The sequence below is a fragment of the Pseudoalteromonas sp. 68 DY56-GL68 genome (assembly GCF_041414825.1).
Lineage (GTDB): Bacteria > Pseudomonadota > Gammaproteobacteria > Enterobacterales > Alteromonadaceae > Pseudoalteromonas.
Genome location: NZ_JAOCZL010000006.1, coordinates 249,681 through 273,282 on the forward strand (window position 1 = coordinate 249,681; position 23,602 = coordinate 273,282).

The following is a 23,602-nucleotide window of genomic DNA, read 5'->3' on the forward strand; positions in this document are numbered from 1 at the left end:
GTTTAATGAAAGTCCTTCATACATCTGATTGGCATTTAGGCCAGCAATTCTACGAGCACTCCCGATTCGATGAGCATCAAGCATTTCTTGCTTGGTTAACCGATACGCTTGTCTCAGAACAGATCGACTTATTACTGGTTGCGGGTGACATTTATCATACGGCAACGCCACCTGCCAGTGCAGAAAACCAACTCTATCAATTTATTAAAACCACTAAGCAGCATTGCCCTGACTTACACATAGTGATTATTGCAGGTAATCACGATTCAGCAAATCGTATTATGGCGGCAAAACCTTTATTAGCTCAGTTTGATACCCATGTTGTTGGCCGCTTTGATAGCAATGCCCCCCATGAAGTGGTCCTGCCTATCAGCACTAAAAACGGCGATGCGAATGTTGTTGCTATGCCATTTTTACGTAGTAGTGATTTAAGCAGTTATAACCGCCAGCAAGAGCAGCCGCTAACATACAATCAAGCAGTAGCCCTTGCCTACAAAGATGCATTACAAGCAGCAAGCGAATTACCAAACGCGCCATTAATTGCCATGGGCCACCTGCATGCAAAAGGCGGAGATATCTCATCTGATTCTGAACGTAACTTAGTGATTGGTGGTGAAGATGCGATATCGGCAAGCATATTTACTGATCAACCTGATTATGTGGCGCTAGGGCATCTTCATAAGGCTCAAACCGTCGCGAAGAAAGAGACCATTCGCTACAGTGGCACGCCAATGCCGATGTCATTTTCTGAGAGACGCTATCAGCATCAAGTTGTGCTAGTCAAGATTAGTGACTCAGGTACTTCTGTAAACCCCCTTTACATCCCTAGTTTTTGTAAAGTCATGTTGCTACCAGAGAAAGACTGCGTACCACTCAACGAACTCTGTGAGCTTATAAAACAACTCGATTTAACAGATGAAGATCTAGCACCATACCTGCGGGTTAAATTGAGCGCCCATGACACTGACACCACTTTCAGAGAACAAATAGAACAAGCACTTGAAGGTAAGCAGGTTAAGTTCTGCGGCATTGAAAGGGTGCGTCAGCAGAACAGCCCGCAAGACGATGAACAAACCCTATTTGAAGATGTCTCACAAATTGAAGCGCTGAACCCACATTCACTTTTAGAGCAAGCATTTGCAAACAATAAAGATATGGCAGGGCAGGCTGTACCAAAAGAGCTAGAGGGCTTATTAAGCCAAGTGATCGATGAGTTGAATGCAGAGGACCTACTATGAAAATTTTAGCGATTCGTGTTCATCAACTCGCCTCTATCTTAGACGCCGAAGTCGACTTTAATGCTTCACCTTTAAAAGAAGCTGGGTTGTTTGCCATCACGGGTGATACCGGCGCGGGTAAAAGTACTTTGCTCGATGCTATTTGCTTAGCACTTTATAACAAAACAGCACGGCTACGCGGTGATACAGGCAATAAAATTGACTTTAACGGCGACAATATCAAACTCAATGACTCGCGAAACTTATTACGCCGTGGGGCAGGGCAGGGCTTTGCCGAAGTCGACTTTATTGGCCAAGATAAACAACAGTACCGAGCAAGGTTAAGCTTTAGCCGAGCGCGTAATAAAGCCGATGGTAAATTACAACCCGCACAACATAGCCTTTATTCATTACCTGATGAAACCCTAATCGCTGATAGAAGCGCGGCGGGTAAAGAAATCGAGCGTATTATCGGTTTGAGCTTCGAGCAGTTCTCACGCGCTGTGCTGCTTGCGCAACATGAATTTGCTGCGTTTTTAAAAGCAACAGGGGATGAGCGTGCGCAACTACTTGAATGCTTAACAGGCACCGATAAATTTAGCCGTATTGGTCAGCGAATTTTTGAACGCCATCGTGATCAGCTGCAAGCATTAGAGCAGTTAAAATTAAGTTTAAGTAATTATCAGGTTTTAAGTCCTGAACAGGTCGAAATTAAACAAGCAGAACAAACGGCGCTTGAGGCTAAACTTGCTGAGTTACAAAAGCAAATAAAACAATTTGAACAGTACCAAGCGTGGTACAAGCAAGCATCTCAGCAGCAGCAACAGCTAAACCAAGCTGAGCAAGCAAAGCAAGAGTTACAGCTGCAAATGCACGCGCTTGCTGAAAAAGCCACTGAAGCCAAACAAGCCCAGCAATGCTTAGAAATAAAAGATAACCGTGAACGCGTAGCGACAATTACAGCTCAACATGGGCAACTTATTAAAAACCGTGAGCAGCTTTTAAACGTTGACCATAAAACACTGATCAAAGACGCTGAGCAAACACTTGAAAAGCAAACCGCGCAACTTAACCAAGCTAAACAAGCACAAAAAGACGCGCAGCCTATTATAAGTCAAGCACGTGAGTTAGATAAGCAACTTGCGGTTTTAAATCAGCAAGCAGCGGCGCAAAAAGTACAAGCAGAAAAAGCAAAGCACCATCACCAAGAGCTGAGTAATACTCTTAATAGCCATAAAGCAGAGCAGCAAAAACAGCTCGATCAACAAGCACAAGTTAATAGCTATTTAGAGACACACGCACAATGGCAACCATTAGCGAAAGACTGGTCATTCTATAAAAGTGAATTAAGCCGCTTTAGCCAGCAACAGCACACACTTAGCCAATCACAGCGAAACGTAAAGTCTCTTCAGCCTAAGATTGATGAGCAGCAAGCAGCTGCGCAGCAGTGTAAAACTCAATACCAAGCCCTTGAGCAAGAAATTAAGCGCCTAAATGAGCAAGATACCGCCTTTAAATCGAGTTTAAACACCCAATCAATGGCGGATATTGATGCGGGGCTTGAGGCGATTAAACACCTGATTGAAAAGCGCCAAGTATGGCAAACTAATCATCAGCAGTTAAAAAATTGGCAAACCCAGCTAAACACATTAAGCCAAACTGAGCAGCAACTACAAACAGCATTAAAAGATGCGCAGCAAGGGGCAGAGCAAGCACAGCAGCAGGTTTCGTTTTGTGAGCAAAACTTACAGCAAGTGCAGTTAAGAGCCAGTGAAGGGGTCAGCCAGTTACGTGCCACTTTAAAAGCAGGGGAGCCGTGTGCAGTATGTGGCTCAAAAGAGCACCCCTTTATGCATGAAGAAATGGTTAATGAGCAATTTAGTCAACTTATTAACGACTTTACCAACCAGTTAACTAACGCCAAACAGCATTTAAATACTCTACACGCATTACAGCAAGCTAAAAGTAATGAACTGGCGGCATGTGGCCAACAGATAAGCTCGTTAAACGGGCAAATCTCAGAACTGAGTGCTCAACAACAGAGTCTCAAAGAAACCATGGCAGCAAGCCGTACTGAGCTAAATGATTTAACCGAAGATCAGTTAAACGAGCGTCAGCAACAGCTAAACCTGCAAAAACAGCAATACTACAAAACCCTTGAACAGCAACAACAACTGCAAAACACGCTTGCGGCTAAGCAAGCTGAGTATAATCAGCAAGGGCAAGCGCTTCATAGCAAAGAGCAGCAGTTAAACGAATTACAGCAACAGCTGAATAATCAGCAAACACGTTTAAACGAGCTCAATGATGAGCATCAGCAGCTGCACACCACACTGAATCAACAGTTCACTAGTGCACCTTGGTGGCAGGCACTCAATACACAAAGCATTTCTTTAGAGGTCATTGCAGATCACGTTGAGGCTTATCAAGCTTCGCAGCTAACAGCGGATGAACTTAAAACGAACTTAAAAGCCATTGAGCAGCACCTTGCGCATGTAACGCCGCAGCTTAACGAAGCACATACCTATTTAACTCAGTGCAACGAGCAACTAAGCCAAACTCAAATAGAATTAACGCAGATAAAATCAAAGCGCGAGGGGTTATTTAGTAACCCATCGATATCGGTAGATGAGTTTATAGCAGAGCTTGAAAAGGCGATAGATTCAGCGCAGCAGGCACTGCAACTTGCCCAGACAACCCATAGTAACGCGGTAAAGACGCGTGACGAACAAGCCATTCAAATCGCCAATTTTGATGAGCGTGAAAACGAACTCACCGCTGAGCAAACGGCGCTTAATGAGCGCTTTAGTCTGTGGTTTAACGATTTTAAAGCGCAGCACCCAAGCTTGGATGAGCAAGCCGTTAGTCAGTTATTAACAATAAACCCCGCTGAAATTAAACAAACTCTGGCAGATTACAACACCGCCGAGAGCAGCTTAAAAGACGCTGAGGCTCTTTTAAAACAACGACAACAGGCGCTGGCTCAGCATCAAAATGATAAGCCAGCTCTCGGTGAAGATGAGCTGCAATTACAGCTTAATCAAGCCACAGAGCAACAAGTACAAGCGAATAACGCATTATTGCAAGTTGCGACTGAGCTTAAAACCCATCAACAAAATAGCCAAGCGCTTGAAGATAAACAAAAGCAATTAGTAGAACAGCAAAAAAGCTATGAGCACTGGCATTTACTCAATAAGGTACTCGGTGATGCCAGCGGCAAAACCATGCGTAATTTAGCGCAAACGCAAACTTTAAAAATACTGCTGCATTATGCGAATAGTCACTTACAAACACTAAATAAGCGCTACAAATTAACAGCCATAGGGCAAACGCTCGATATCGCTATTATCGATAAAGACATGGCCGATGAGCAGCGCTCTGTTAATACATTATCGGGCGGTGAGTCATTTTTAGTGTCGTTAGCACTGGCGCTAGGGCTTGCTTCGTTGTCGTCGAATAAAGTGCAAATAAACTCTTTGTTTATCGACGAAGGGTTTGGTACGTTGGACAGTGAAACGTTAAGCATCGCGATGGATGCTCTTGATTCTCTACAAGCACAAGGCCGCAAAGTGGGGGTTATTTCGCACGTATCAGAAATGACCGAACGCGTTGCCACGCAAGTGCATGTAGCGAAAAAACCAGGTGGTTATTCGACCATCTCTGTTATTTAAAGGATTAGCATGCCAACTTTTAATCATGAAGAAGCAAGTCACTACGACGAACGTATTTTGCGACTAGTTCCAGGTTATGAGCTATTACATCAAGCAACTGCAGCCCAATTAGCAACAACGCTGAACGATGATGCGTGCATTTTAGTGGTTGGTGCCGGAACAGGTAAAGAAATCATTGAATTAGCGGCGTTAAAACCAGGCTGGCAGTTTATTGCTCAAGACATTTCACAAGACATGCTCGATATTGCCGAGCAACAGTTTGGCCAGCATAACATTAGCGATCGCGTGACAGTACACTGCGGTGATATCAACGACATCGACACTCAATGCGACGCCGCACTGTGTTTACTGGTCATGCACTTTGTTGAAGATAATGGCGATAAAAAAACGCTGTTAAAAGCGATTCACAGCAAACTTAAAAAATCGAGCAACTTATATATTGCCGATTTAATGCGCCCAGAATCTGCTTTTGAGCGCGAATCTCAACTACAGCTTTGTTCACAGTTAGGTTTGACTGAAGCTGGCACAGAGCGCATGCGCCACAACCTAGAGCACGAGTTTTACCCATTAGACCGCATTCGTTTTTCTGAATTAGTAAATGAAACTGGATTCAGCACCCCAAAACAGTATTTTAAAATGCTTGGTTTTGCAGGGTATGTGGTTGGGAGTTAGCTACGTTCTAGAACTGTCAGCTCGTAGGTTGGGTAGAGCGCAGCGAAACCCAACAAGTTAACGAGTTAAGAGAGCTCTCAGCTCTCAGATTGAAACCAACAAGTTAGCGAGCTACAAGGGGAAAGAGTAAAGTTACATCACGTAGGCGTGAAATTTATTTCGCGCGATTTATGTTATTTAATTTAACTCTTTTAACTTGCTAACTTTACTTGGTAGTAGTGTTGAATCTTAGCGTGAATAACAGTTTTGTACCTTGAGTCAATCAACTTATTTCTAGACAAAGGCATGTTAGCTCGTCGGTTGTATTAGGTGAATTTCTCATAAAACTTTCTATGCACTAACGCCGCAATATGGGGCGGTTAAATATAGTGGCGATGGGTTGAAACATGCGAAAATCGCCTCGTAGTTTTGGTGTCCAACGGCGACTTGTTAAGTTTGTTATGTTTCTGCATGCTCAAGCCGATGTTGAATTTTCATGAACACATTGAGACACTCTTCAACTATATTTTGCTTAGGGTTTTGAACAACAAACAAATATATAATATGTATCAAGAAGGTAGCTCCTAGGTGCCTTTCTAAAAGCTCACCGATACTTCGAACGCATGGGATTGCTGTGTCAGATGCGTAAAGCATCTTATTACGAATATTGGCAACTTCCTTAATATGCTCGAAGATTGACGAAATCCCTTTATCCTGAGCCACTTTTTTCACATCTCTTAGATAGTCTTTAGCTTTCCCTGAAGGATCTACCGAGACTAAATTTAATGGTGGGTCAGGATAAATATATGTATCGATCCCATTGACCCCTCCAATAAACATTCGAGTTTTTATTAATTCGTTATTTTCATCACTTGGAATCTCAAATGTTATCTCGATTGGTAGCTCATGCTTCAATATGTTGAGCGTTTCTCCCACTAACATAAGGAATGGATATACACCTCCCTTGTGTTTGTGATCGTTTTTCTTCAACGCTTTTGATGCTGTGTATTTTTTGTTCTTTAGGGCTTGAAATAGAGCTGTAGATGCCTCTTCCTCAGCGGTGATAGCTAAGAATGCAGATATTTCTGGCATTGAATCAGCCAGTTCAAAAGCTCTGTGAAGATGTTGGATGCTCGACTTTGCAGCATAGCCAGCAGGGCCTTTAGTTTTAGATGACACTTCTAAAACCTTCTTCTGAAACTCAGTTAACACCATAAGCTCCCTAAAAACCTACGCCCGCAACAACGGTAAATTACAGTGAGGTATTTTTGTGTAAAATGGCGAAGCCAACAAAAAATGCCTAACGGAGATTTGTCCGCGGCTTGCGTTTATTGTATGCAAACTTACCTGAAAAGCTCTAAGATTTCTTCACTGTTATAATTAACACTTAGATGATTACAACTTTCAGATGTTATTTGAACATCGACAAATGAATCTTCAGCTGCACTATACATTTTTGCATCCCAATTTGCTGAAGTTAAACTAGACTTAAGGTCTTTTAAAACTACTAACCCGACTGCTTTAGCATTGTTATCATGAGACTGAACAGAGATTTCGCCTTTTCTTAAGTCGACTAGTAATTTTGCTGGCTTGGTTGAATGCCTCCAAATACCAGAGATATCGCAGTCAGCTTGAACCTCTGTGGAATAAATTGAGGTTACTAAAAGAGAACTTAAAACTAAGAATCTGAGCATGAATATCCTTTGCATGTAACACCCGATTTGCGGGTGAAAATATGGGCTAAAATTAGTGACAAACGAGCGCAAGCCAAGCGTTCGTAACTATTTCAAGCTTCTTGTTAGGCGCTACTTTGAAAACACACCTTTTAGTAACTTACCATCAGCTAGATCTATTGTGCATGTATAGCCTGCAAAATTATTTACGACAACCTGATTACCGTTTAGATCTATACTTGTAAAGTTAACATAAGCATCTGAACTCTGAGTTGTAGGGTTTTCTGCTACCCATAAAACAGAGCCATCTAGATTTATACATTGGAAATTTCGTGCTACGGAATTTTGAGAAAACTCCATGTAGTCGAAAATAACTAAAATGCTCTGGTCTAATTCCTTGGCTTCCAAAATTGAGTATGGCAATTCAACAATATTTCCATTTATCTCGATTCTATTTTTATTAACCTGAATCATAGAGTATGTCTACTCCCCCATAAAGGGAGAAGGTGCTGCGCTATAATTGCGAGGCAGCGCCGTGTTTTTGTCCGAGTGGCCGAAGGTAACGAATTCATACGTTTGTTATAAGTCACTTAATCCTGATCAGATTTCCATCATCAAACCCGACAGTAACAACAGGAACATGATTAAGAATGTTATCAACGTTGTCAGCAATAATTTCAGAAATGGACTTTGAAACTAAATCTAATAAAGTTTCCCAACCAAGTTCGCTTGTATCGGGTAGCTCAAGATACCTATATTCTGGTACATAATCTTCACTACATGCCCAATCATCATCTTCTGGATCGTATTCAAAAGAACCGATCAAATATGCTTGATAAACACTTCCAGCTTGAAACAATCCTATGTTTATTGCCTTAACCTCGGGACGATCACTTATCTGCTTAATCCATGCTTCAATTTCAGACTTCACTGCGATTCCTGTGTGACTTTAATAGCGCGCGCATCGCACATCTTTCTTCCGGTATCACGCTCATATATTTAATAATTCTATTATTAACAAATAACGTAATGCATTGCTAACTATAAATTTTTTATTGATGCTAAAGATATTCAGAAAAAAAAATGGCTCAGCGCTGATTTTTATCATATTTGCAGGGTATGTGGTTGGAAGTTAGCGAGCCATGAAGCATCGCGCGAAATAAATTTCATGCCTACGCGATGTAAAATCGCTGCTACATCAAAGCTCGCTAACTTTACTCTTGAAACTCGCTAACTTGTTGGGTTTCGCTGCGCTCTAGCCAACCTACGAACGATAGATTTTTATCGGTACTAAAGATGTTCAGAAAGAAAAATGGCTCAACGCTGACTTTCATCATATTTGCAGGGTATGTGGTTGGGAGTTAGCGAGTAATGAACCATCGCGCGAAATAAATTTCACGCCTACGCGATGTAAAATCGCTGCTACATCAAGGCTCGCTAACTTTACTCTTGAAACTCGTTAACTACCGAGAACCTAATACCCCGCAGCCTGGCCGTCTTTACGAGTTTCAGATGCGCCGTAGTAAACGCCGGTTTTAGGGTCTTTCAATATAGCTTGATAACCACCGTATGGGCCAACGGCGTCTTGTAAGGTGTGACCTTTTTTCATTAACTCACGGCGGGTTTCCATTGAAAAACCTGACTCTAAGCTAACAAAACCGCCGTCTTCCATGATTTCACCGGTTGGCTGCGATGAACCTGTGTGCAGAATACGCGGTGCATCACCGGCTTCTTGGAGATTCATGCCAAAATCAATCATGTTGATAAGTATTTGAGCATGCATTTGTGGCTGTGTCGCACCGCCCATCACGCCATAACTCATATATGGCTTGCCATCTTTGGTGACAAACGCAGGAATGATTGTATGAAACGGGCGTTTTCCTGGCTCATATTGGTTCATGTGACCTTTTTTAAGGGCGAACATTTCGCCACGGTTTTGCAATACAAAACCTAATTTGGCTGGTGTCATACCAGAGCCCATACCACGGTAATTACTTTGAATAAGCGAAACCATGTTGCCGTCTTTATCGGCGGTCGTCATATAAATGGTATCGCCTTCTACTGGGCCTGCATGGTCACGTTTTGCGGCTTTGTTAGGGTCTATCAGTTTGCGTCTTTGATCAGCATATTGCTGCGAAATAAGTGTTTGTACGGGAATGGTGTTAAACGCTGGATCGGCGTAATACTTTGCACGATCTGCAAACGCGAGTTTTTTCGCTTCAACAAAGGTGTGTACGTATTCAGGGCTATCAAAACCCATTGCTTTGATATCGTAACCTTCAAGAATATTAAGAATTTGCTGTGCGGCAATACCTTGACCATTTGGTGGCAACTCCCAAAGCGTATACCCTCTATAATCGGCGCTCACAGGCTTAACCCATTCACTATGGTGGGCAGCTAAATCTTCATAGGATAAGTAACCGCCGTTTTCTTTCATGTAGCGACCAATTTCTTTGGCAATATCGCCTTTATAAAAGGCATCGCGGCCACCTTTGGCAATTTTACGATAGGTGTTTGCAAGGGCTGGGTTCTTAAAGATCTCTCCTTTTTCTGGCATTGCCCCATCAGCCATATATACGTATTTAAAGCCTGGATATTTACCACGCGCAGCCACACTTTTTTGCATGTAATAGGCAATCAGTTCAGACACAGGGAAGCCATTTTCAGCGTAGTCGATAGCAGGCTGGAGTAAGGCTTTCATTGGTGTTTTGCCAAACTTTTTATGTAACTCAAACCAACCATCTACCGCACCTGGTACCGACACAGGCAAGGGCCCATAAGCAGGAATAGTGTCACCTTGCGCTTTTAAAGTATCAAAAGACAAGCTTTGTGGTGAACGACCAGAGGCATTTAAACCATAAAGTTGCTTAGTTTTGTTATCCCAAACAATGGCAAATAAATCGCCACCAATTCCACACCCTGTCGGCTCAACGAGCCCCAGTACTGCATTAGCAGCAATCGCCGCATCAATGGCATTACCACCGTCTTTTAGTACTTGTAAGCCAACCTGCGTAGCTAATGGCTGTGATGTGGCAACCATACCTGATTGTGCGATGACTTCAGAACGACTGGCAAAATTATGGCCAGTGATGCGATCGTAAGCTTGAGTAGCACCTGTTGTACCTAAGCATACCGCTAGTACTAAGCTTTTTATATGTGAAGCTGGTTTCATCGTTATTGCCCTTTTTTATTGTTTTATTCACTATAAAAAGCAATTTAAAGCTAGGCAATAGGTTTGCGATCGAGAGCAAAAAAATGCCGTTGATTTGTAGATGTATCTATTAACTAGTTTAAAAACAGACAGCAGGTATTAATAAAAAGAACAGATTAAAAACAATCATTTATCTGGTTTAACAATGCGAATCAGTTGCTTTTGTAACGTATTTAAACAAAATGGTTTGATGATAAAACCATTTACTTTTGCACTAATCATATCATTGACTGTCTGCTTACTATCTTCACATGTCACCATTAACACAGGCATTGATTTAAGAGAGGGAGTTTCGCGAATATGATTTAATAAACACTTTCCATCCATTTTTGGCATATGCAAATCCGTGATCACGAGATCAAAATGCTGCTTTTCGAGTAAATCAAATGCTTGTGATCCGTCTGTGGCTTCAGTGATATCGTTATACTCAAGACGACGCAGCATATTAATTAATACATGGCGCATCAGTGGCATATCATCTACAACAAGAATTTTCATACTAAGCACACTAGCTTTTATAATATCTTAAGCTTAGTTTGCATATTCAATAACGCAATGAAGTATTTAAGCCAAAACATCAGCCACTAATTGGCTTAGTCGAGCAATCTTAATATTACTCAATTGCCGATAATCGAAGTAAGGGCATACGATAACCTTGTCACTCTTGCTAATGGCAAATTCATCATCTAACCAAGTTAGTGGTGAATTAAGCAGCCCTGATTGAATCAGTTTTTTAGCATGGGTACGACCTGCAATAATATGCAATTGGTTACCTTCATTTAAAAGTGGCGGACTAAACAAAAGCGCAGTGCGGCTGTTAGTTTGCAGTAATAAATCATCTCGGAAGGTTTGCCAGTCACACGCTTGCTTTGCAAATTTAAAATGTTCACTAGGCAGAGCAAATAATACCTTGGCGTATACGTTAAAAACTTTTCTCCAGCCATTACCGCAAGCTTGATTTATGCTATTAATTTCGCCTGCTTGCATTGCATGCAAAAAGTTAAGTGTTTGCCACGGCACCATGGGTGGGCGCTTTTCAATGTATACCGCTACAGTGAATTTGCTGTCTCCAAAACCCTGTAGCTGCTTCTTTGTGTCCATCATAGTTTTTTAGCTAGAATGCGATCTAAATTATTAGCAAAGTTTTGCCTGTCGGCTTGGCTTAGAGGCGGTGGTCCTCCAGACATTTCAACTCCACTAGAACGCATTGTTTCCATAAAATCTCGTACGTTTAATCTAGAGCGAATATTCTCCGTGGTATAAAGCTCTCCACGAGGATTCAGCGCTTGTGCATTTTTTTCTATTACTTCTGCGGCAAGTGGAATATCTCCTGTGATAACTAAATCACCCGCTTCAACGCGTTTCACAATCTCGTTATCAGCAATATCAAACCCTGATGAAACTTGTATACGCGAAATAAACTTTGAGGGTGGCACACGCATCGCATGATTAGCAACCAGCGTTGTAACTGTTTGCGTGCGCTCTGCTGCGCGAAATAATATCTCTTTGATAACGGTAGGACAGGCGTCCGCATCAACCCAAATTTTCATAGCACTCTCGACAGAATTTTTAAGTGTGAGATAGTTTACCGTAATTGAACTTATTTACCGCTATTAACGTATTAAAATGTTTGATATTAAAAGGAGCTTTACGTGCGCAACTTCCATAAACTTCTCATTATAGCAATTACCTCTACGATACTCTCTGCCTGTACTGGCACCCCAGAGAATATAAAACCGGTTGAAAACTTTGAACTCAATAAATACACAGGTACCTGGTATGAAATTGCGCGGCTAGACCACTCTTTTGAGCGTGGCTTAGAAGGAATAACAGCTCAATATTCAGTTAATCCGGATGGCAGTGTAAAAGTAATTAACAAGGGCTACAATCTTGAGGAACAGGCATGGGAGCAAGCCCAAGGCAAAGCTAAATTTGCGAGCAAACCTAATATAGGTCATTTAGAGGTTTCTTTCTTTGGCCCATTCTACAGCTCGTATGTGATTTTTGAATTAGATAAAGAAAATTATCAATATGCATATATCACTGGCTACAACAAAGAATATTTATGGTTTTTATCAAGAACACCCAAGGTGAGCGAGGCACAATTAAAAGACTTTAAAGACACAGCTAAAAAATATGGCTTTAAAACCGAAGAATTAATCTTCGTTGAGCATGACGAACTGTAAAGGGGATTTACAGATTGTCTTTAAAACATCATGAATGCGTAACACAACTGTCATTGAACCAAGGCAAACTCTGCTTTATTAAATTGAAGCAACATGTGATCCCCCCAATTTAATTCCCTGCTCGGGTAGGCTATGCCTACCCATTTTTTTCAGATCAGTTTTTTACTAACTAAATTAGAAAATCATTACCGAAAAGCAACTTAACAGTAAAATTGATAAATTGAGTATACTTATATGCTTTACCCATGAAACGGTAAAACTATATAAAATCATGAGCATAAGTACACTTAGCGCCATATAACCGCAAAATAATAATGCACCATATCCACCTTCACTCAATACAGATAACACTAAACTTAGTAAAATAGTGATCCAGCCTGTAGTTAAAAAGCTATGTCGCTGTTTATCAGTTAGCTTCTTTTTAAAAACTTCACGAAAATGGTTAAACTTTGCTAAAGCAAAACAATTAAATGCCATAAAGCACAAACTAAACTGCAGTAATTCCATCATCCTTGTTGCTCCTTAAGCTCCTTGGGCTTTTGAAAACGGCTGGTACTTACTTTTTTACTAGCAGTACGTAATTTTTTGCCCTGTAAAATAAACAGGCTTCCCGCAATAATGAAACCAAAATCAACGCAAAACAGCGCCCAGTTTTGAGTTAGTAAATAACTGATCCAATTACCCTCTGTTGTCATAGCATTTACTAAAGGAACAGCAAAACATACCAATGCGTTAAGCCACGCTGCTAATTGCCATTGACGTTTGGAGCTACTTATTATTGCCAGCACAGTCATTGCTAACCATGCGAGGAAGAACACGAGTATTTCTTTATCGGCACGCGCTACCATCTCTAAAGGTAATAATCGATTAGCAATAAAAAATGATGCCGTAGCAAATGGTAACCCCATCAGGGTAGCTAGATTTAACGTTTCTACTAATTTCAAGCCAACCCCAGCTTGCTGCTGCGGCTTTAAACGCTCTCTTAAACGTTTAGCCCACATAATGCAGCCTGTAGCAATCATTGCGCAGCCAGCGATACCACATAAGAAATATAGCCAGCGTAATAATGGGCTAGCTAGTCGCCCTGCATGTAATGCTGTCATCGAATCATAAAAGCGTGCTGATGCCGACCAGTCCTTACCTTGCTCAGCGAGTAATTCGCCAGTACTACCTGAAAATAAAAATGCCGCCCCATTATCCACAACTTTTTTACCTGTATTCAAATACACACTCACGCGTGATGACTCTTTGTTTGCATCACGAATAAAGAAAAAGCCAATATCAGCATCAGGTGACCTAGTATAAACCTGATCTAAAATAGTATTCATGCTCACCAGTGGCGCAGGAACATCACTCGATTCAACACGAGCCCTGATAGGACTTGCCTCGTTAAACATTTGTTGTAGCCCCTTCTCATACACCGTTTGAGCAGGGTAGGGGAAAACCATAAATATTAACGTTATCAAGCCTGTATACGTAATCATAATATGAAATGGTAAGGCTAGTACCGATGATACATTATGAGCATCAAGCCAACTGCGACTTCCTTTGTTTTTTCTAAAGCTAAACATATCTTTAAAAATACGCTTGTGAATAACAACACCAGTAATCAGAGCAATCAGCATAAATAATGATGCTAGACACACTAGCCAACGTGCAGTTCTGACATCGATGTAATGTAAATCAAAATGCAGTCGATAGAAAAAATACCCGCCTTTGGTCTCTCTAGGCGGCGCAATTTCCTCATTTGTAGCAGGGTCTAAATAAGTCTCAGTAAATTTAGCGCGTCGTTGCTCTGGCTGCTTAGGCTCAGCATAACTATAGGTATATAAAGGGTTACGAGGCTCAGGTAAATAAATACGCCATGATGATGAGTCTGCGGCTTTATTTTGCAACTGCTCTACGGCATAGTTAATTTGCTGTCTTTGCTTATCTAGGCGGTTATCTTGATGAGTAATAGTGTGCGTTTCTGGCTCAGACCAATAAGTAATCTCGTCTTTAAAAAAACTGATTGTGCCAGCAAAAAAAATTAAAAATAATAACCAACATACTAACAAACCAACCCAAGTATGTAGCCAGGTCATTGAGCGAAAAAAGTTCTCTTTCATAACCAACCCTTAATCAACGAAAGAATTACAAACTGAACACCTGTAGTTAGTAAAATAGTGATCCAGACACGCTTTAATGACTTAACTGCAAACACCCAAATAAAGACACAACTATAAAAAAATACCGACAAAGTGGTGGTCAATAACACACTGTCTAGCTGATTTAAGGGAAGCAGGATGGCTAGTAAAGAGATAAGTACACTGGTAAACACATAGCCCCCAAAGATGGCAGCAACAAACCGAAAGAATACCGATATTCGATAAGAGATGCTCACAGAGCGCTTTTTAGACACATTTTTAGGACGCTGCGAAGGCACTGCATCAATGGATTGTGAATGCATGATAATCCTTTAAATAAACACGAATAGAAAGCGCACTATTATAAACCGACAAAATAAAAAAGATAGTGATTATCATTTGCGTACCCATGAAGAATAAGTAAATTTATCGGGTACTCTCTAGTTAGTAAAATAATGATCTACTGGCTTTGCGAAGCCTAATATCATAAGGTGATATAAAAACCGGATAGGGGGCTAGGATGCGAACAATAGGATTAATTGGCGGTATGAGCTGGGAGTCAACGCAAAGTTATTACCAGCTTTTAAATCAAGGTGTTAAAGAAAGCCTTGGTGGACTTCATAGTGCACAAATAGTACTGGTAAGCTTGGATTTTGCCGAAATAGCAAGATTACAACAGCAACAAGATTGGCCACAGATGGCAGAGATACTGATCAAAGCAGCCAAGCAAGTTGAGGCTGCAGGTGCGGATTATTTATTAATTTGTACCAATACAATGCACAAATTAGCTGAGCAAGTACAAGCTGCGATTTCAATTCCTTTATTACACATTGCTGATGCAGTTGGTGAAAACCTGATCCAAAATAATCATAAAAAGGTCGCTTTACTTGGAACCCAGTTCACTATGGAACAGGATTTCTATAAACAACAACTAGCAGATAAATTTTCTATTGATGTGTTAATCCCAGCAGCACAGGAGCGAGCCATCATTCATAATGTTATTTATAATGAATTATGCAAAGGGATTATAAAATCAGAGTCTAAAGCTGCGTACTTAGCAATTATTGATAAACTAAAACAGCAAGGAGCTGAGGCTGTTATTCTAGGTTGTACAGAAATCGCATTACTAGTACAGCAAGCTGATACTTCAATGCCGCTGCTTGATAGCACTGCGCTACATTGTGAAATGGCCCTTGAGCATAGCCTTAATAAGGAATAAATAATGTCAAACCATCATACTTTAAATTACGTTGAATTTGCTGCGAGCGATTTAACAGCAACTAAAGCTTTCTTTCAGCACGTGTTTAAATGGCAGTTTACTGACTATGGACCTCAATACACCGCATTTAGCTGTGAATCAGCAGGCCTTGACGGGGGCTTTTATCAAGCACCATTAAAATGTCTATCAACGAATGGAGGGGCGTTGTTAGTGCTTTACTCAAACAACATTAAGGAAACTCAATCACAGGTTGAGAGCCATGGCGGTAAAATAATAAAATCTCTTTTTAATTTTCCGGGTGGTTATCGCTTTCATTTCACAGAGCCAAGCGGTAATGAGCTGGCAGTTTGGTCAAAACAAGCCTAGATCATATTTTTACTAACTCATGAATACAAAAATTTTAATAGAACAAGTTAGTAAATGCGTGATCTGTGAACCTCATTTACCACTTGGCGCACACCCTGTTATCCAGTTTAACAGTAACGCTCGTATCTTAATTGCAGGCCAAGCGCCCGGAGTTAAAGTTCATCAAACAGGTAAGCCGTTCAATGATGCAAGTGGCGATAGGCTTCGAAAGTGGCTTAATGTAAGTACTGATGAATTCTACGATGAACAGAGTTTTGCTATTTTACCTATGGGTTTTTGTTATCCAGGAAAAGGCAAATCAGGTGATTTACCGCCAAGAAAAGAATGCGCTATTGCATGGCGTGAGAAGCTTCTGGCGCAGTTAAATAATATTCAGCTGACTATTGTTCTTGGCAAGTATGCGCAAGCTTATCATTTACCACAAACAAAGAAGCAGCCATTAACAGAGTTAGTAAAATCATGGCGTGACTACTGGCCAAGCCATCTTCCGTTACCTCACCCTAGCCCCCGCAACAATATATGGCTAAAGAAAAATCCTTGGTTTGAACAACAAGTACTGCCCGAGCTTGGTACAAAAGTACGCTCCATACTTAAAGGCTAATAATGCAAAACCGCTATTATGAAGAATATGGTTATTACCATGTAAAGGGCCTTTACAATGATAAGAGCCTATCAAAGGTTCGCCCAATTCTAGATAAGTTTCATGATAACTGGTTACAGGAAAACCAACATTTTTACAAAACTAAAGGCATCAATAGTTCAGGACTGACCGCAGCACGATGTTTAACGGATGACGAAAAATTAATTTTATTTAAGTTCATTAATTCAGATACTTTGCTCAACCACGTAAGACCAATTATTGCTGCACCGTGCTTTATGAATACCCAGCTTTTCTTTAACCCTTACAAAAAAGAACAGCGTAATTATTGGCACAGAGATATGCAGTACCATTTAAACCTAACCGAGCAAAAAAAAGCCCTTAAGGGCCCAGAGGTTTTGCATTGTCGAGTCGCTTTTGAGGATGAACTTGGTATTGAAGTCATTCCTGCAAGCCATAAACACTGGGACTCAAAAGAGGAATTAACAGTGCGGCTAGAGAAACAGGGGGCTTCAAATAGTAATGCACTAAAGAGCGGAAAAACGATTGCTCTGGAAAAAGGGGACTTACTTATTTTTTCTGCAAATATGATTCATAGAGGCCTATATGGTTTAAATCGGTTTGCTTTTGATATTTTATACTTTGAACGTCATCCCAGTATTGAGCAATTTTTACAAACCGATTTTTTACCAACTGAAAATCAAAAGCTGCAACTCGACAACCCAGATGCCTTTATTTGGCCACAAAAAAACGGCTAGTTAGCCGTTTTTTATTGAATGACAAGATTACTGTAACATTGCAAATAGTTGTTTTAGTTGTGGCATATATTCCTTAACCAAACTCACATTGCCTTCGTTCACGTTGGTGCTTGATTTTGCCCCTTCTAATGCACCTGCCAATGATCGTGTGCCCGAATTAGCCGAAGAAGCGCCGAAACTTTGTAAGCCTGTTACAGCTTGATCAACACGCTTTTGATTCTCACTGGACAAGCTACCTTTTAAATTAGCTAAATAGGCCATTGATACTTCAGAGCCAACGGCAATTAACTGTTCTGGCGTAAAACCATATTGCTCAGTTAATCCCGCAAACTCAGTATATAGCTCGTGTTGTTTTATTTGATCAAGAAATCCCATCATTGATGATGTATTCGTTGCCTCAGAACCACTTAACATACTTCCTAAGTCAACGTTTTTAAGCTCAGGCTGATTCTGCGACCAATTAGCCACTGCAGGTAACGCTTTAATATAACTTTGAAGTTGGTTTTCCGTAATATCTTCTGCGAAGCTTGAAAAACTCATTACGAGTAAACTCATTGATATAAGTAACGCTTTCATCAAATTCTCCTTGTGTACAATTTTTAGCCGCCAGTTAGTTTTAACGGGTTATTATGATCAGCTAATTACAAATGTTAGAATATAGTTTTTATCACAGCTAACTGAACCTAATGTTAATTATTTCCAATACTGTAACAATCGATGAATGGGAGCTCGATATAAGCGCTATTCGTTCTCAAGGAGCGGGTGGGCAAAATGTGAACAAAGTGGCGAGTGCTATCCATTTACGCTTTGATATTAATCGCTCCAAACTTCCTGACTTTTACAAACAACGACTGTTAAATTTAAATGATTCTCGAATCACAAAAGAGGGCGTTGTTGTAATAAAGTCGCAAAACCACCGTACTCAAGAACTTAATAAAGAAGATGCACTTAACCGCTTAAAAGAACTTATTATAAGTGCGACACAGGTTCAAAAGAAACGCAGACCAACCAAACCAAGTAAAAACTCTCAACGAAAGAGGATGGACAGCAAAACCAAAAGAGGACAAACAAAAGAACTAAGAAAAAACATAAAATTATAACTTTATAACTACATCCCAGTATCAAAAATAAGCAGAACTGTAAAGAAGTGTAACTTGTTAACAAAGTTAATTGATGGTTAACCTAGCAAATACTATAATAATCATACTATCTCACTTTTGAAGGAACCATGCATGGACTACAAAACACACCATTTTGCAATTGCAATGATAACGCTGTCAGTTTTGCCTATGTCTAGTTTCGCGCTTGACTCTTGGCAAGCCGGTAGTGCATATCCGCAAGGAAGTGAAACCTGCTACAACGAGATTTTATACAAGGCTCGATGGTGGGCCACCCCAGGTGAGGAACCTGGTAGCTCGCAGTGGGGAGCATGGGTTGCAGATGTTGTTTCAAAAACGTGTGTGCACAATGTGGTGAAACAAGATGAATTATTAAAATCATTGCCCACTATTTTTGAAGCAAATAATAAAAAAGGGAGTTCATCAGAGTAACTCCCTTTTTTATTAATCAAATGTATGATGCCGTGTTACAGCGAAACGGTTAAGTATATGGTGCATAATATACACAGCACATAAACTGACTAGAATCGCCACAGATACTGACGAGAACCGATACAAAGCACTGTAAACCAAGTCCTGTCCTGGTCCTAACGATTGACCAAACAAAATACCAAACGTAGTAATAATACCAAAACCAACGCCAGGAATGCCGCCAGAAATTATATGGTATCGACTAAAGATGAACGTCAAAATCCATAAGATAAGCGCAGGAAAAATCAATATATCAGTGTGATTATATAAAAAGAGCTGCGCAACTAACGCTAAATTACAGCCAATTAATGTGCCAATTGCACGCTGCCACGCCGCCATACCGGCCGCTTTCCAGCACAATGAAAATAAGATCAATACCGATGCCGCTTGCGCGGAGATTGAGTCTTGTAAATCAAATACCTGAAATACCACAAACGACAAGGTTGCCACTGTTGAGCAAAGTAAAACTTCATGGCGTATACTTTCTTTCGCTTTTTCTGGCATTACACGAGCTTGACGCGATGCAACATCAGGAAACAAACCATGCATAAGCATCGAAAAAACAACAGTGACTACAACAGCAACAGCATTACTAATAATAAGTGGATAAATACTTACTCCCCCACCTGTGTAAGTCGAAAAGTGTAATTGAATCGACAAACTCACAACCGTTGTAGCACCAAATAAAAAGTTAGCGCCACGGCTCATTTGATAAAACAAAAAAGCGAATGCGACAAAACTCATCATCGTCATAACAACAGGTAAGTGGGAAAATAATCCTTGCACAACAAGCACAAACAACGCACTGAATACAGCACCAGCGTAAAACTGACGAATGATATGCATATTAAGTACAGGGACTAAGCCGAGCAATAACATAGGGTAGACAGTAAAAAAGATGCCATTAGGCCAATTCATCAATTTTGCCAGTGCGAACCCTAATGCTGAACCCGTGGCAATGCGCAGTGCTTGGCGCAAGCCATTACCATCAAGTTGCAATACTGACATAACTTACCTTGCCTTAGTAAATGAAGTGCAGAACACTGATAAAACGAATTTGCATGCTCGCAAACCAACTTCCAACGCTTGAGTCAGGCAGAAGCTGAACTGTAGCACGGGCACCACTTGGAAATTTAGCTAACATTTGGTGCTCATCTAATTGAATATGAATACGTTGACGTTGTGCATCTCGTACCCAACGGTTGCTGCTTTCAGTGGCACTGAGTAAACCGTTTGCATTGAGTTGACCATCACTCACCCCCGCTTCAAAACTAATAATTTTGCCAGTAAACACTTTCCCAGGTAGCGCATCAAAGCTTACTTTAGCAGTACTACCAATTTGCACGTGCACCAAGGACTTTTCGCGAAAATCAGCCACAAGGTCAGCCTTGTTAGCAACAATCGCCATTAAAGGTTGGCCTTTATTGGCATATGTACCCGCTGTCACTTGTAAGTTGGCAGTTTTACCATCGGTATCAGCCGTTACTGTTGTATAAGACAAGTTGAGTTTAGCCTGTTCAAGCTGATTCAGGGCATGACGTAATGCTAAGTTATCATCACCTATTTTACCGCGAGCAAGTTTAGCTTCGCTAAGCTGAGCTTCAATTGCCGCTACATTTGCCTTACTTGATTGGTAATTTGCATTGATTGTTTCGTATTCTTGCTCTGAAATAGAGTGTTTTTTCAATAACGACTCACCGCGCTCGAGCAGTAATGTTTGTTCATGCAGCTTAGCTTTCGCTGCCGCGAGCTGCGCTTCAATTGCTTTCACACTGCTATCTAAACGTTGGTTTTGAAGTTTAGCATCGTCATAAGCAAGCTCAGCCTGTTGAACAGCCAACTCAAACGGTTCATCATTAATCTTAAACAATGCTTGGCGCTTTTCGACTGCTTGATTATTGGTTACTAAAACCTCCGTCACGCGGCCACTTACCTGTGGTGTCACTTGCACAACAGGGTGGTATACACGGGCCTGTGGCGTCACTGGCATATAAAGATCAGCAATTACAAAATACAGAAATAAAACAATGAAGCCCACTAAGGAGATTTTTACATAACGGGCAAATTTTTGATCCGGTGTCATAAAGTTATTTATCTCCTGAGTAGTGATTAATACACTGACGGGCATTCTTTTCCATCTGAACAAGGCCATGTGCCATAGTATCGAGCTGTTGTGTTGTTAAATCTGCATAAAGGTTTTGTTTTACATCTGCAATGATCACACGCAAGGTCTCCAGTAAGTTTAGACCTTGTTCAGTAAAATACAGTCGCTTACTGCGTTTATCCTCTGCATCAGCTTTACGTACAATAATCTGTTGTTGTTCAAGCTGCTTGATAGTGCGTGTTAAAGACGGCATTTCAATACCCAAGCTATGCGCCAACTCTTGCTGGGTACAACCCTGATTTAAGTGAAACAAATGAATCATAACAGTCCAACGAGACTGAGTTAGACCAAGAGGTTCCACAGCGAGCGTGACGGCATCACGACACAAACGATGTACACGACCCATGCTCCCGCAGAGGGTTAAATCTAACGTTTCATGAAAGGGGATAGTCGAAGACATAATGCACTCCAATTACTTAGCATGCTAACTATTGTATTTTACTTAGCATGCTAAGTAAATATTAATGCATTTTATAAAACAAATAGGATTAATCGAAAAAAACGAAAGGTTGCGAAACTTATGCACAGCCAAACGGTTTGAAGCAATACCCTTTCAGTTCTCGCCCTTTTTCAATTAGTTTAGCCCTTTCAAAAACGGGGCAGGCAGGTATCGTTGCTCAGCCAACAGCAGAGCAACTAAATCAGTCTCATTAAAGAACATGTATTTATTGATAATTTAACAGATTTGCTGGCGAATATTGATCCGTCAGTACTTTAGTATCTTCAGGCCAATCCTGATTATCTCTGGTATAAAACAAATGCTCGCTCAAAGAATGTATATCTACATCATATGGCGCTAACTTAACCGCTAATTGTTTTACGCGCTTTGCTATTTGCGGCTCACTTGGCATCGCATTTAACCCCGCCAAGATTATGCGGTTTGAGTTTTTATCTGTCACAACATTTACAAAGTCACCAAACACATCATAATAAGTAGCGGACTCATGCTGATAAAGCTTACTTGAAGAAAAAGTATTAGCAGCAACAATGCCTCCCTCAGCAAGCACACTTTTTACCTCAGCAAAAAACTCCTTAGTCAGTAAGTGCTCAGGAATGTAGTCACCATTAAAGGCATCAAGAATAATCCAATCGTACTTCTGCTTTTTTAATGCCGCTCGTTTAATAAAAATACGCCCATCTTGTACTTTTGAAGTCACTTTATCGGTTTCTATAAATTGAAAATAATCACGCGCAACTTTAATAACAGCGGGGTCTATCTCAACATTTTCTATACTTGCGTTAGGATAAAGCTCGTGGATAGTATTGGATAATGTCCCACCGCCTAAACCGATAATAAGCACATTTTGGGGGTTATCGATAAAAAGTAAACTCGCAAATGTCATTTTTGTATAGTTGAACACCAGCTTTTTGGGCTTACTTTTATAGATGCAACTTTGCGTACTTTTGCGGGTTTTTTCATTAAATTTTAAACACAGTAAATCACCGGACTCTTCAACTAATATATTGCGATATAACGAGCGTTCCTTATGTATTACCTCGCTGTAGACACCGAACGACAATATCAAAATTACACACCCTATCAAGACTCTAAACATACTGTACGCTCCTTAGTACGTGTTTGACTGACGACAATAGCAAGCAGGCCTAACGCACCGAGTACTGATGCAAATGTTTTAATAATATCGTTTACATCAAAAGCTAACACCATGTAGAAAGATGTGATAATAGTCCCAAGGGCACTACCTAAAGTGCTGACAAAATATAAACCACCGGCAACCTGACCGCTTTTTTCGTGATCGGTAACCAATAACCGCACTGAATAAGGCGAAATCATTCCGAGAATAGTCGTTGGAATAAAAAACAATGCTGTTGAGGCTAGTAAAGAACCGTAACGGCTGTCTTCAATATGGCTAAAAATAAAAGCCATAATAGGCTCAGCAAATAAAACAATGGGTACGACCATAATACTGGCAATAAAAAAGATAGCGCCATATTTAGTTAAGGAAGGGTTACGTGTAGAAAGCTTTCCGCCTAGTAGATAGCCAATTGATAAGCTCAGCATAAACACAGTAATTATACTGCCCCAAATATGTACACTGCTACCAAAATAGGGGGCTAAAATTCGCCCTCCTAAAAGCTCAATCCCCATGATACAAAAGCCACTACTAAATGCGAGAAAGTAGATGAGAGCATTGATTTTATTCATAAAAAC

At 40.6% G+C, this 23,602-nt stretch carries 27 protein-coding genes; 10 read left to right on the forward strand and 17 right to left on the reverse strand.

From position 1 onward, the window contains the following. Positions 1 to 5: 5 nt before the first annotated feature. From NYF15_RS01855 to NYF15_RS01865, 3 genes are read left to right on the forward strand one after another with little or no spacing between them, the layout of a single operon-like run. On the forward strand, positions 6 to 1,238 hold the full coding sequence (locus tag NYF15_RS01855) for an exonuclease SbcCD subunit D C-terminal domain-containing protein (protein ID WP_371352583.1): 1,233 nt from the start codon (positions 6 to 8) through the stop codon (positions 1,236 to 1,238). Next, entirely contained in the window at positions 1,235 to 4,888 is a 3,654-nt protein-coding gene (locus NYF15_RS01860) for an SbcC/MukB-like Walker B domain-containing protein (protein ID WP_371352584.1), read from the forward strand. Before NYF15_RS01855 ends, NYF15_RS01860 begins: the two co-directional genes overlap by 4 nt. 9 nt (positions 4,889 to 4,897) lie before the next feature. Next, positions 4,898 to 5,560, forward strand: coding sequence for a class I SAM-dependent methyltransferase (locus NYF15_RS01865; protein ID WP_371352585.1), 663 nt, complete (start codon positions 4,898 to 4,900; stop codon positions 5,558 to 5,560). A 438-nt stretch (positions 5,561 to 5,998) separates the two neighbouring features. Here the strand turns inward: NYF15_RS01865 and NYF15_RS01870 are convergent, their stop codons facing one another. From NYF15_RS01870 to NYF15_RS01905, 8 genes are all read right to left on the reverse strand, one after another. Continuing rightward, a complete protein-coding gene (locus tag NYF15_RS01870) occupies positions 5,999 to 6,754 on the reverse strand; it encodes a hypothetical protein (RefSeq protein ID WP_237118780.1) in 756 nt (251 codons plus the stop codon). A 128-nt stretch (positions 6,755 to 6,882) separates the two neighbouring features. After that, positions 6,883 to 7,233, reverse strand: a complete 351-nt coding sequence (locus NYF15_RS01875) for a hypothetical protein (RefSeq protein ID WP_237118781.1) — start codon at positions 7,231 to 7,233, stop codon at positions 6,883 to 6,885. Positions 7,234 to 7,344: 111 nt separating this feature from the next. Continuing rightward, complete coding sequence (locus NYF15_RS01880) at positions 7,345 to 7,686, reverse strand: hypothetical protein (protein WP_237118782.1); 342 nt, start codon at positions 7,684 to 7,686, stop codon at positions 7,345 to 7,347. A gap of 112 nt (positions 7,687 to 7,798) precedes the next feature. After that, entirely contained in the window at positions 7,799 to 8,143 is a 345-nt protein-coding gene (locus NYF15_RS01885; RefSeq protein ID WP_371352586.1) for a hypothetical protein, read from the reverse strand. A gap of 543 nt (positions 8,144 to 8,686) precedes the next feature. Next, positions 8,687 to 10,384 carry a gamma-glutamyltransferase gene (ggt, locus tag NYF15_RS01890; RefSeq protein ID WP_371352587.1) on the reverse strand — a complete coding sequence of 566 codons (1,698 nt, stop codon included), beginning with the start codon at positions 10,382 to 10,384 and terminating at the stop codon, positions 8,687 to 8,689. 165 nt (positions 10,385 to 10,549) lie between these two features. Beyond that, entirely contained in the window at positions 10,550 to 10,921 is a 372-nt protein-coding gene (locus NYF15_RS01895; RefSeq protein WP_371352588.1) for a response regulator, read from the reverse strand. Between the two features lie 66 nt (positions 10,922 to 10,987). Continuing rightward, complete coding sequence (locus NYF15_RS01900; protein ID WP_371352589.1) at positions 10,988 to 11,527, reverse strand: hypothetical protein; 540 nt, start codon at positions 11,525 to 11,527, stop codon at positions 10,988 to 10,990. After that, complete coding sequence (locus tag NYF15_RS01905; protein WP_130152019.1) at positions 11,524 to 11,973, reverse strand: YaiI/YqxD family protein; 450 nt, start codon at positions 11,971 to 11,973, stop codon at positions 11,524 to 11,526. The genes NYF15_RS01900 and NYF15_RS01905 overlap by 4 nt, the downstream gene beginning before the upstream one ends. 102 nt (positions 11,974 to 12,075) lie before the next feature. On the opposite strand from NYF15_RS01905, the gene NYF15_RS01910 reads away from it, so the two are divergent. Continuing rightward, complete coding sequence (locus NYF15_RS01910) at positions 12,076 to 12,609, forward strand: lipocalin family protein (protein WP_371352590.1); 534 nt, start codon at positions 12,076 to 12,078, stop codon at positions 12,607 to 12,609. 174 nt (positions 12,610 to 12,783) lie between these two features. Here NYF15_RS01910 and NYF15_RS01915 read toward each other — a convergent pair whose 3' ends face one another. From NYF15_RS01915 to NYF15_RS01925, 3 genes are read right to left on the reverse strand one after another with little or no spacing between them, the layout of a single operon-like run. Further along, positions 12,784 to 13,119 carry a DUF3325 domain-containing protein gene (locus tag NYF15_RS01915; protein ID WP_130152020.1) on the reverse strand — a complete coding sequence of 112 codons (336 nt, stop codon included), beginning with the start codon at positions 13,117 to 13,119 and terminating at the stop codon, positions 12,784 to 12,786. After that, the gene (locus NYF15_RS01920; RefSeq protein WP_371352591.1) at positions 13,116 to 14,717 is read right to left on the reverse strand and encodes a PepSY-associated TM helix domain-containing protein; all 1,602 of its coding nucleotides are present in this window, start codon (positions 14,715 to 14,717) and stop codon (positions 13,116 to 13,118) included. The genes NYF15_RS01915 and NYF15_RS01920 overlap by 4 nt, the downstream gene beginning before the upstream one ends. Then, complete coding sequence (locus NYF15_RS01925) at positions 14,714 to 15,058, reverse strand: hypothetical protein (RefSeq protein ID WP_371352592.1); 345 nt, start codon at positions 15,056 to 15,058, stop codon at positions 14,714 to 14,716. The genes NYF15_RS01920 and NYF15_RS01925 overlap by 4 nt, the downstream gene beginning before the upstream one ends. A 197-nt stretch (positions 15,059 to 15,255) precedes the next feature. Between NYF15_RS01925 and NYF15_RS01930 the strand changes: the two genes are divergently transcribed. The 4 genes from NYF15_RS01930 to NYF15_RS01945 are packed head-to-tail and all read left to right on the forward strand — an operon-like array spanning position 15,256 to position 17,676. Beyond that, entirely contained in the window at positions 15,256 to 15,954 is a 699-nt protein-coding gene (locus NYF15_RS01930; RefSeq protein ID WP_371352593.1) for an aspartate/glutamate racemase family protein, read from the forward strand. Between the two features lie 3 nt (positions 15,955 to 15,957). Then, the gene (locus NYF15_RS01935; RefSeq protein ID WP_237118792.1) at positions 15,958 to 16,320 is read left to right on the forward strand and encodes a VOC family protein; all 363 of its coding nucleotides are present in this window, start codon (positions 15,958 to 15,960) and stop codon (positions 16,318 to 16,320) included. A 19-nt stretch (positions 16,321 to 16,339) separates the two neighbouring features. Beyond that, positions 16,340 to 16,921, forward strand: coding sequence for a uracil-DNA glycosylase family protein (locus NYF15_RS01940; RefSeq protein ID WP_371352594.1), 582 nt, complete (start codon positions 16,340 to 16,342; stop codon positions 16,919 to 16,921). A gap of 2 nt (positions 16,922 to 16,923) precedes the next feature. Then, positions 16,924 to 17,676, forward strand: a complete 753-nt coding sequence (locus NYF15_RS01945; protein WP_371352595.1) for a phytanoyl-CoA dioxygenase family protein — start codon at positions 16,924 to 16,926, stop codon at positions 17,674 to 17,676. Between the two features lie 27 nt (positions 17,677 to 17,703). Here the strand turns inward: NYF15_RS01945 and NYF15_RS01950 are convergent, their stop codons facing one another. Next, entirely contained in the window at positions 17,704 to 18,252 is a 549-nt protein-coding gene (locus tag NYF15_RS01950; protein ID WP_237118794.1) for a short-chain dehydrogenase, read from the reverse strand. A 110-nt stretch (positions 18,253 to 18,362) separates the two neighbouring features. On the opposite strand from NYF15_RS01950, the gene arfB reads away from it, so the two are divergent. Both arfB and NYF15_RS01960 read left to right on the forward strand, forming a co-directional pair. Then, positions 18,363 to 18,776, forward strand: coding sequence for an alternative ribosome rescue aminoacyl-tRNA hydrolase ArfB (gene arfB / locus NYF15_RS01955; RefSeq protein ID WP_062567841.1), 414 nt, complete (start codon positions 18,363 to 18,365; stop codon positions 18,774 to 18,776). Between the two features lie 132 nt (positions 18,777 to 18,908). Next, the gene (locus NYF15_RS01960; protein ID WP_130152028.1) at positions 18,909 to 19,226 is read left to right on the forward strand and encodes a hypothetical protein; all 318 of its coding nucleotides are present in this window, start codon (positions 18,909 to 18,911) and stop codon (positions 19,224 to 19,226) included. A gap of 12 nt (positions 19,227 to 19,238) precedes the next feature. Here the strand turns inward: NYF15_RS01960 and NYF15_RS01965 are convergent, their stop codons facing one another. The 5 genes from NYF15_RS01965 to NYF15_RS01985 form a co-directional block, all read right to left on the reverse strand. Beyond that, positions 19,239 to 20,273, reverse strand: coding sequence for a DUF2955 domain-containing protein (locus tag NYF15_RS01965; RefSeq protein WP_371352596.1), 1,035 nt, complete (start codon positions 20,271 to 20,273; stop codon positions 19,239 to 19,241). A 13-nt stretch (positions 20,274 to 20,286) separates the two neighbouring features. After that, entirely contained in the window at positions 20,287 to 21,348 is a 1,062-nt protein-coding gene (locus tag NYF15_RS01970; RefSeq protein WP_371352597.1) for an HlyD family secretion protein, read from the reverse strand. Positions 21,349 to 21,352: 4 nt separating this feature from the next. Further along, complete coding sequence (locus NYF15_RS01975; RefSeq protein WP_130152031.1) at positions 21,353 to 21,829, reverse strand: MarR family winged helix-turn-helix transcriptional regulator; 477 nt, start codon at positions 21,827 to 21,829, stop codon at positions 21,353 to 21,355. Between the two features lie 265 nt (positions 21,830 to 22,094). Then, complete coding sequence (locus tag NYF15_RS01980; RefSeq protein WP_371352598.1) at positions 22,095 to 22,985, reverse strand: spermidine synthase; 891 nt, start codon at positions 22,983 to 22,985, stop codon at positions 22,095 to 22,097. Beyond that, entirely contained in the window at positions 22,970 to 23,596 is a 627-nt protein-coding gene (locus NYF15_RS01985; RefSeq protein WP_130152033.1) for a fused MFS/spermidine synthase, read from the reverse strand. The genes NYF15_RS01980 and NYF15_RS01985 overlap by 16 nt, the downstream gene beginning before the upstream one ends. Positions 23,597 to 23,602: the final 6 nt, after the last annotated feature.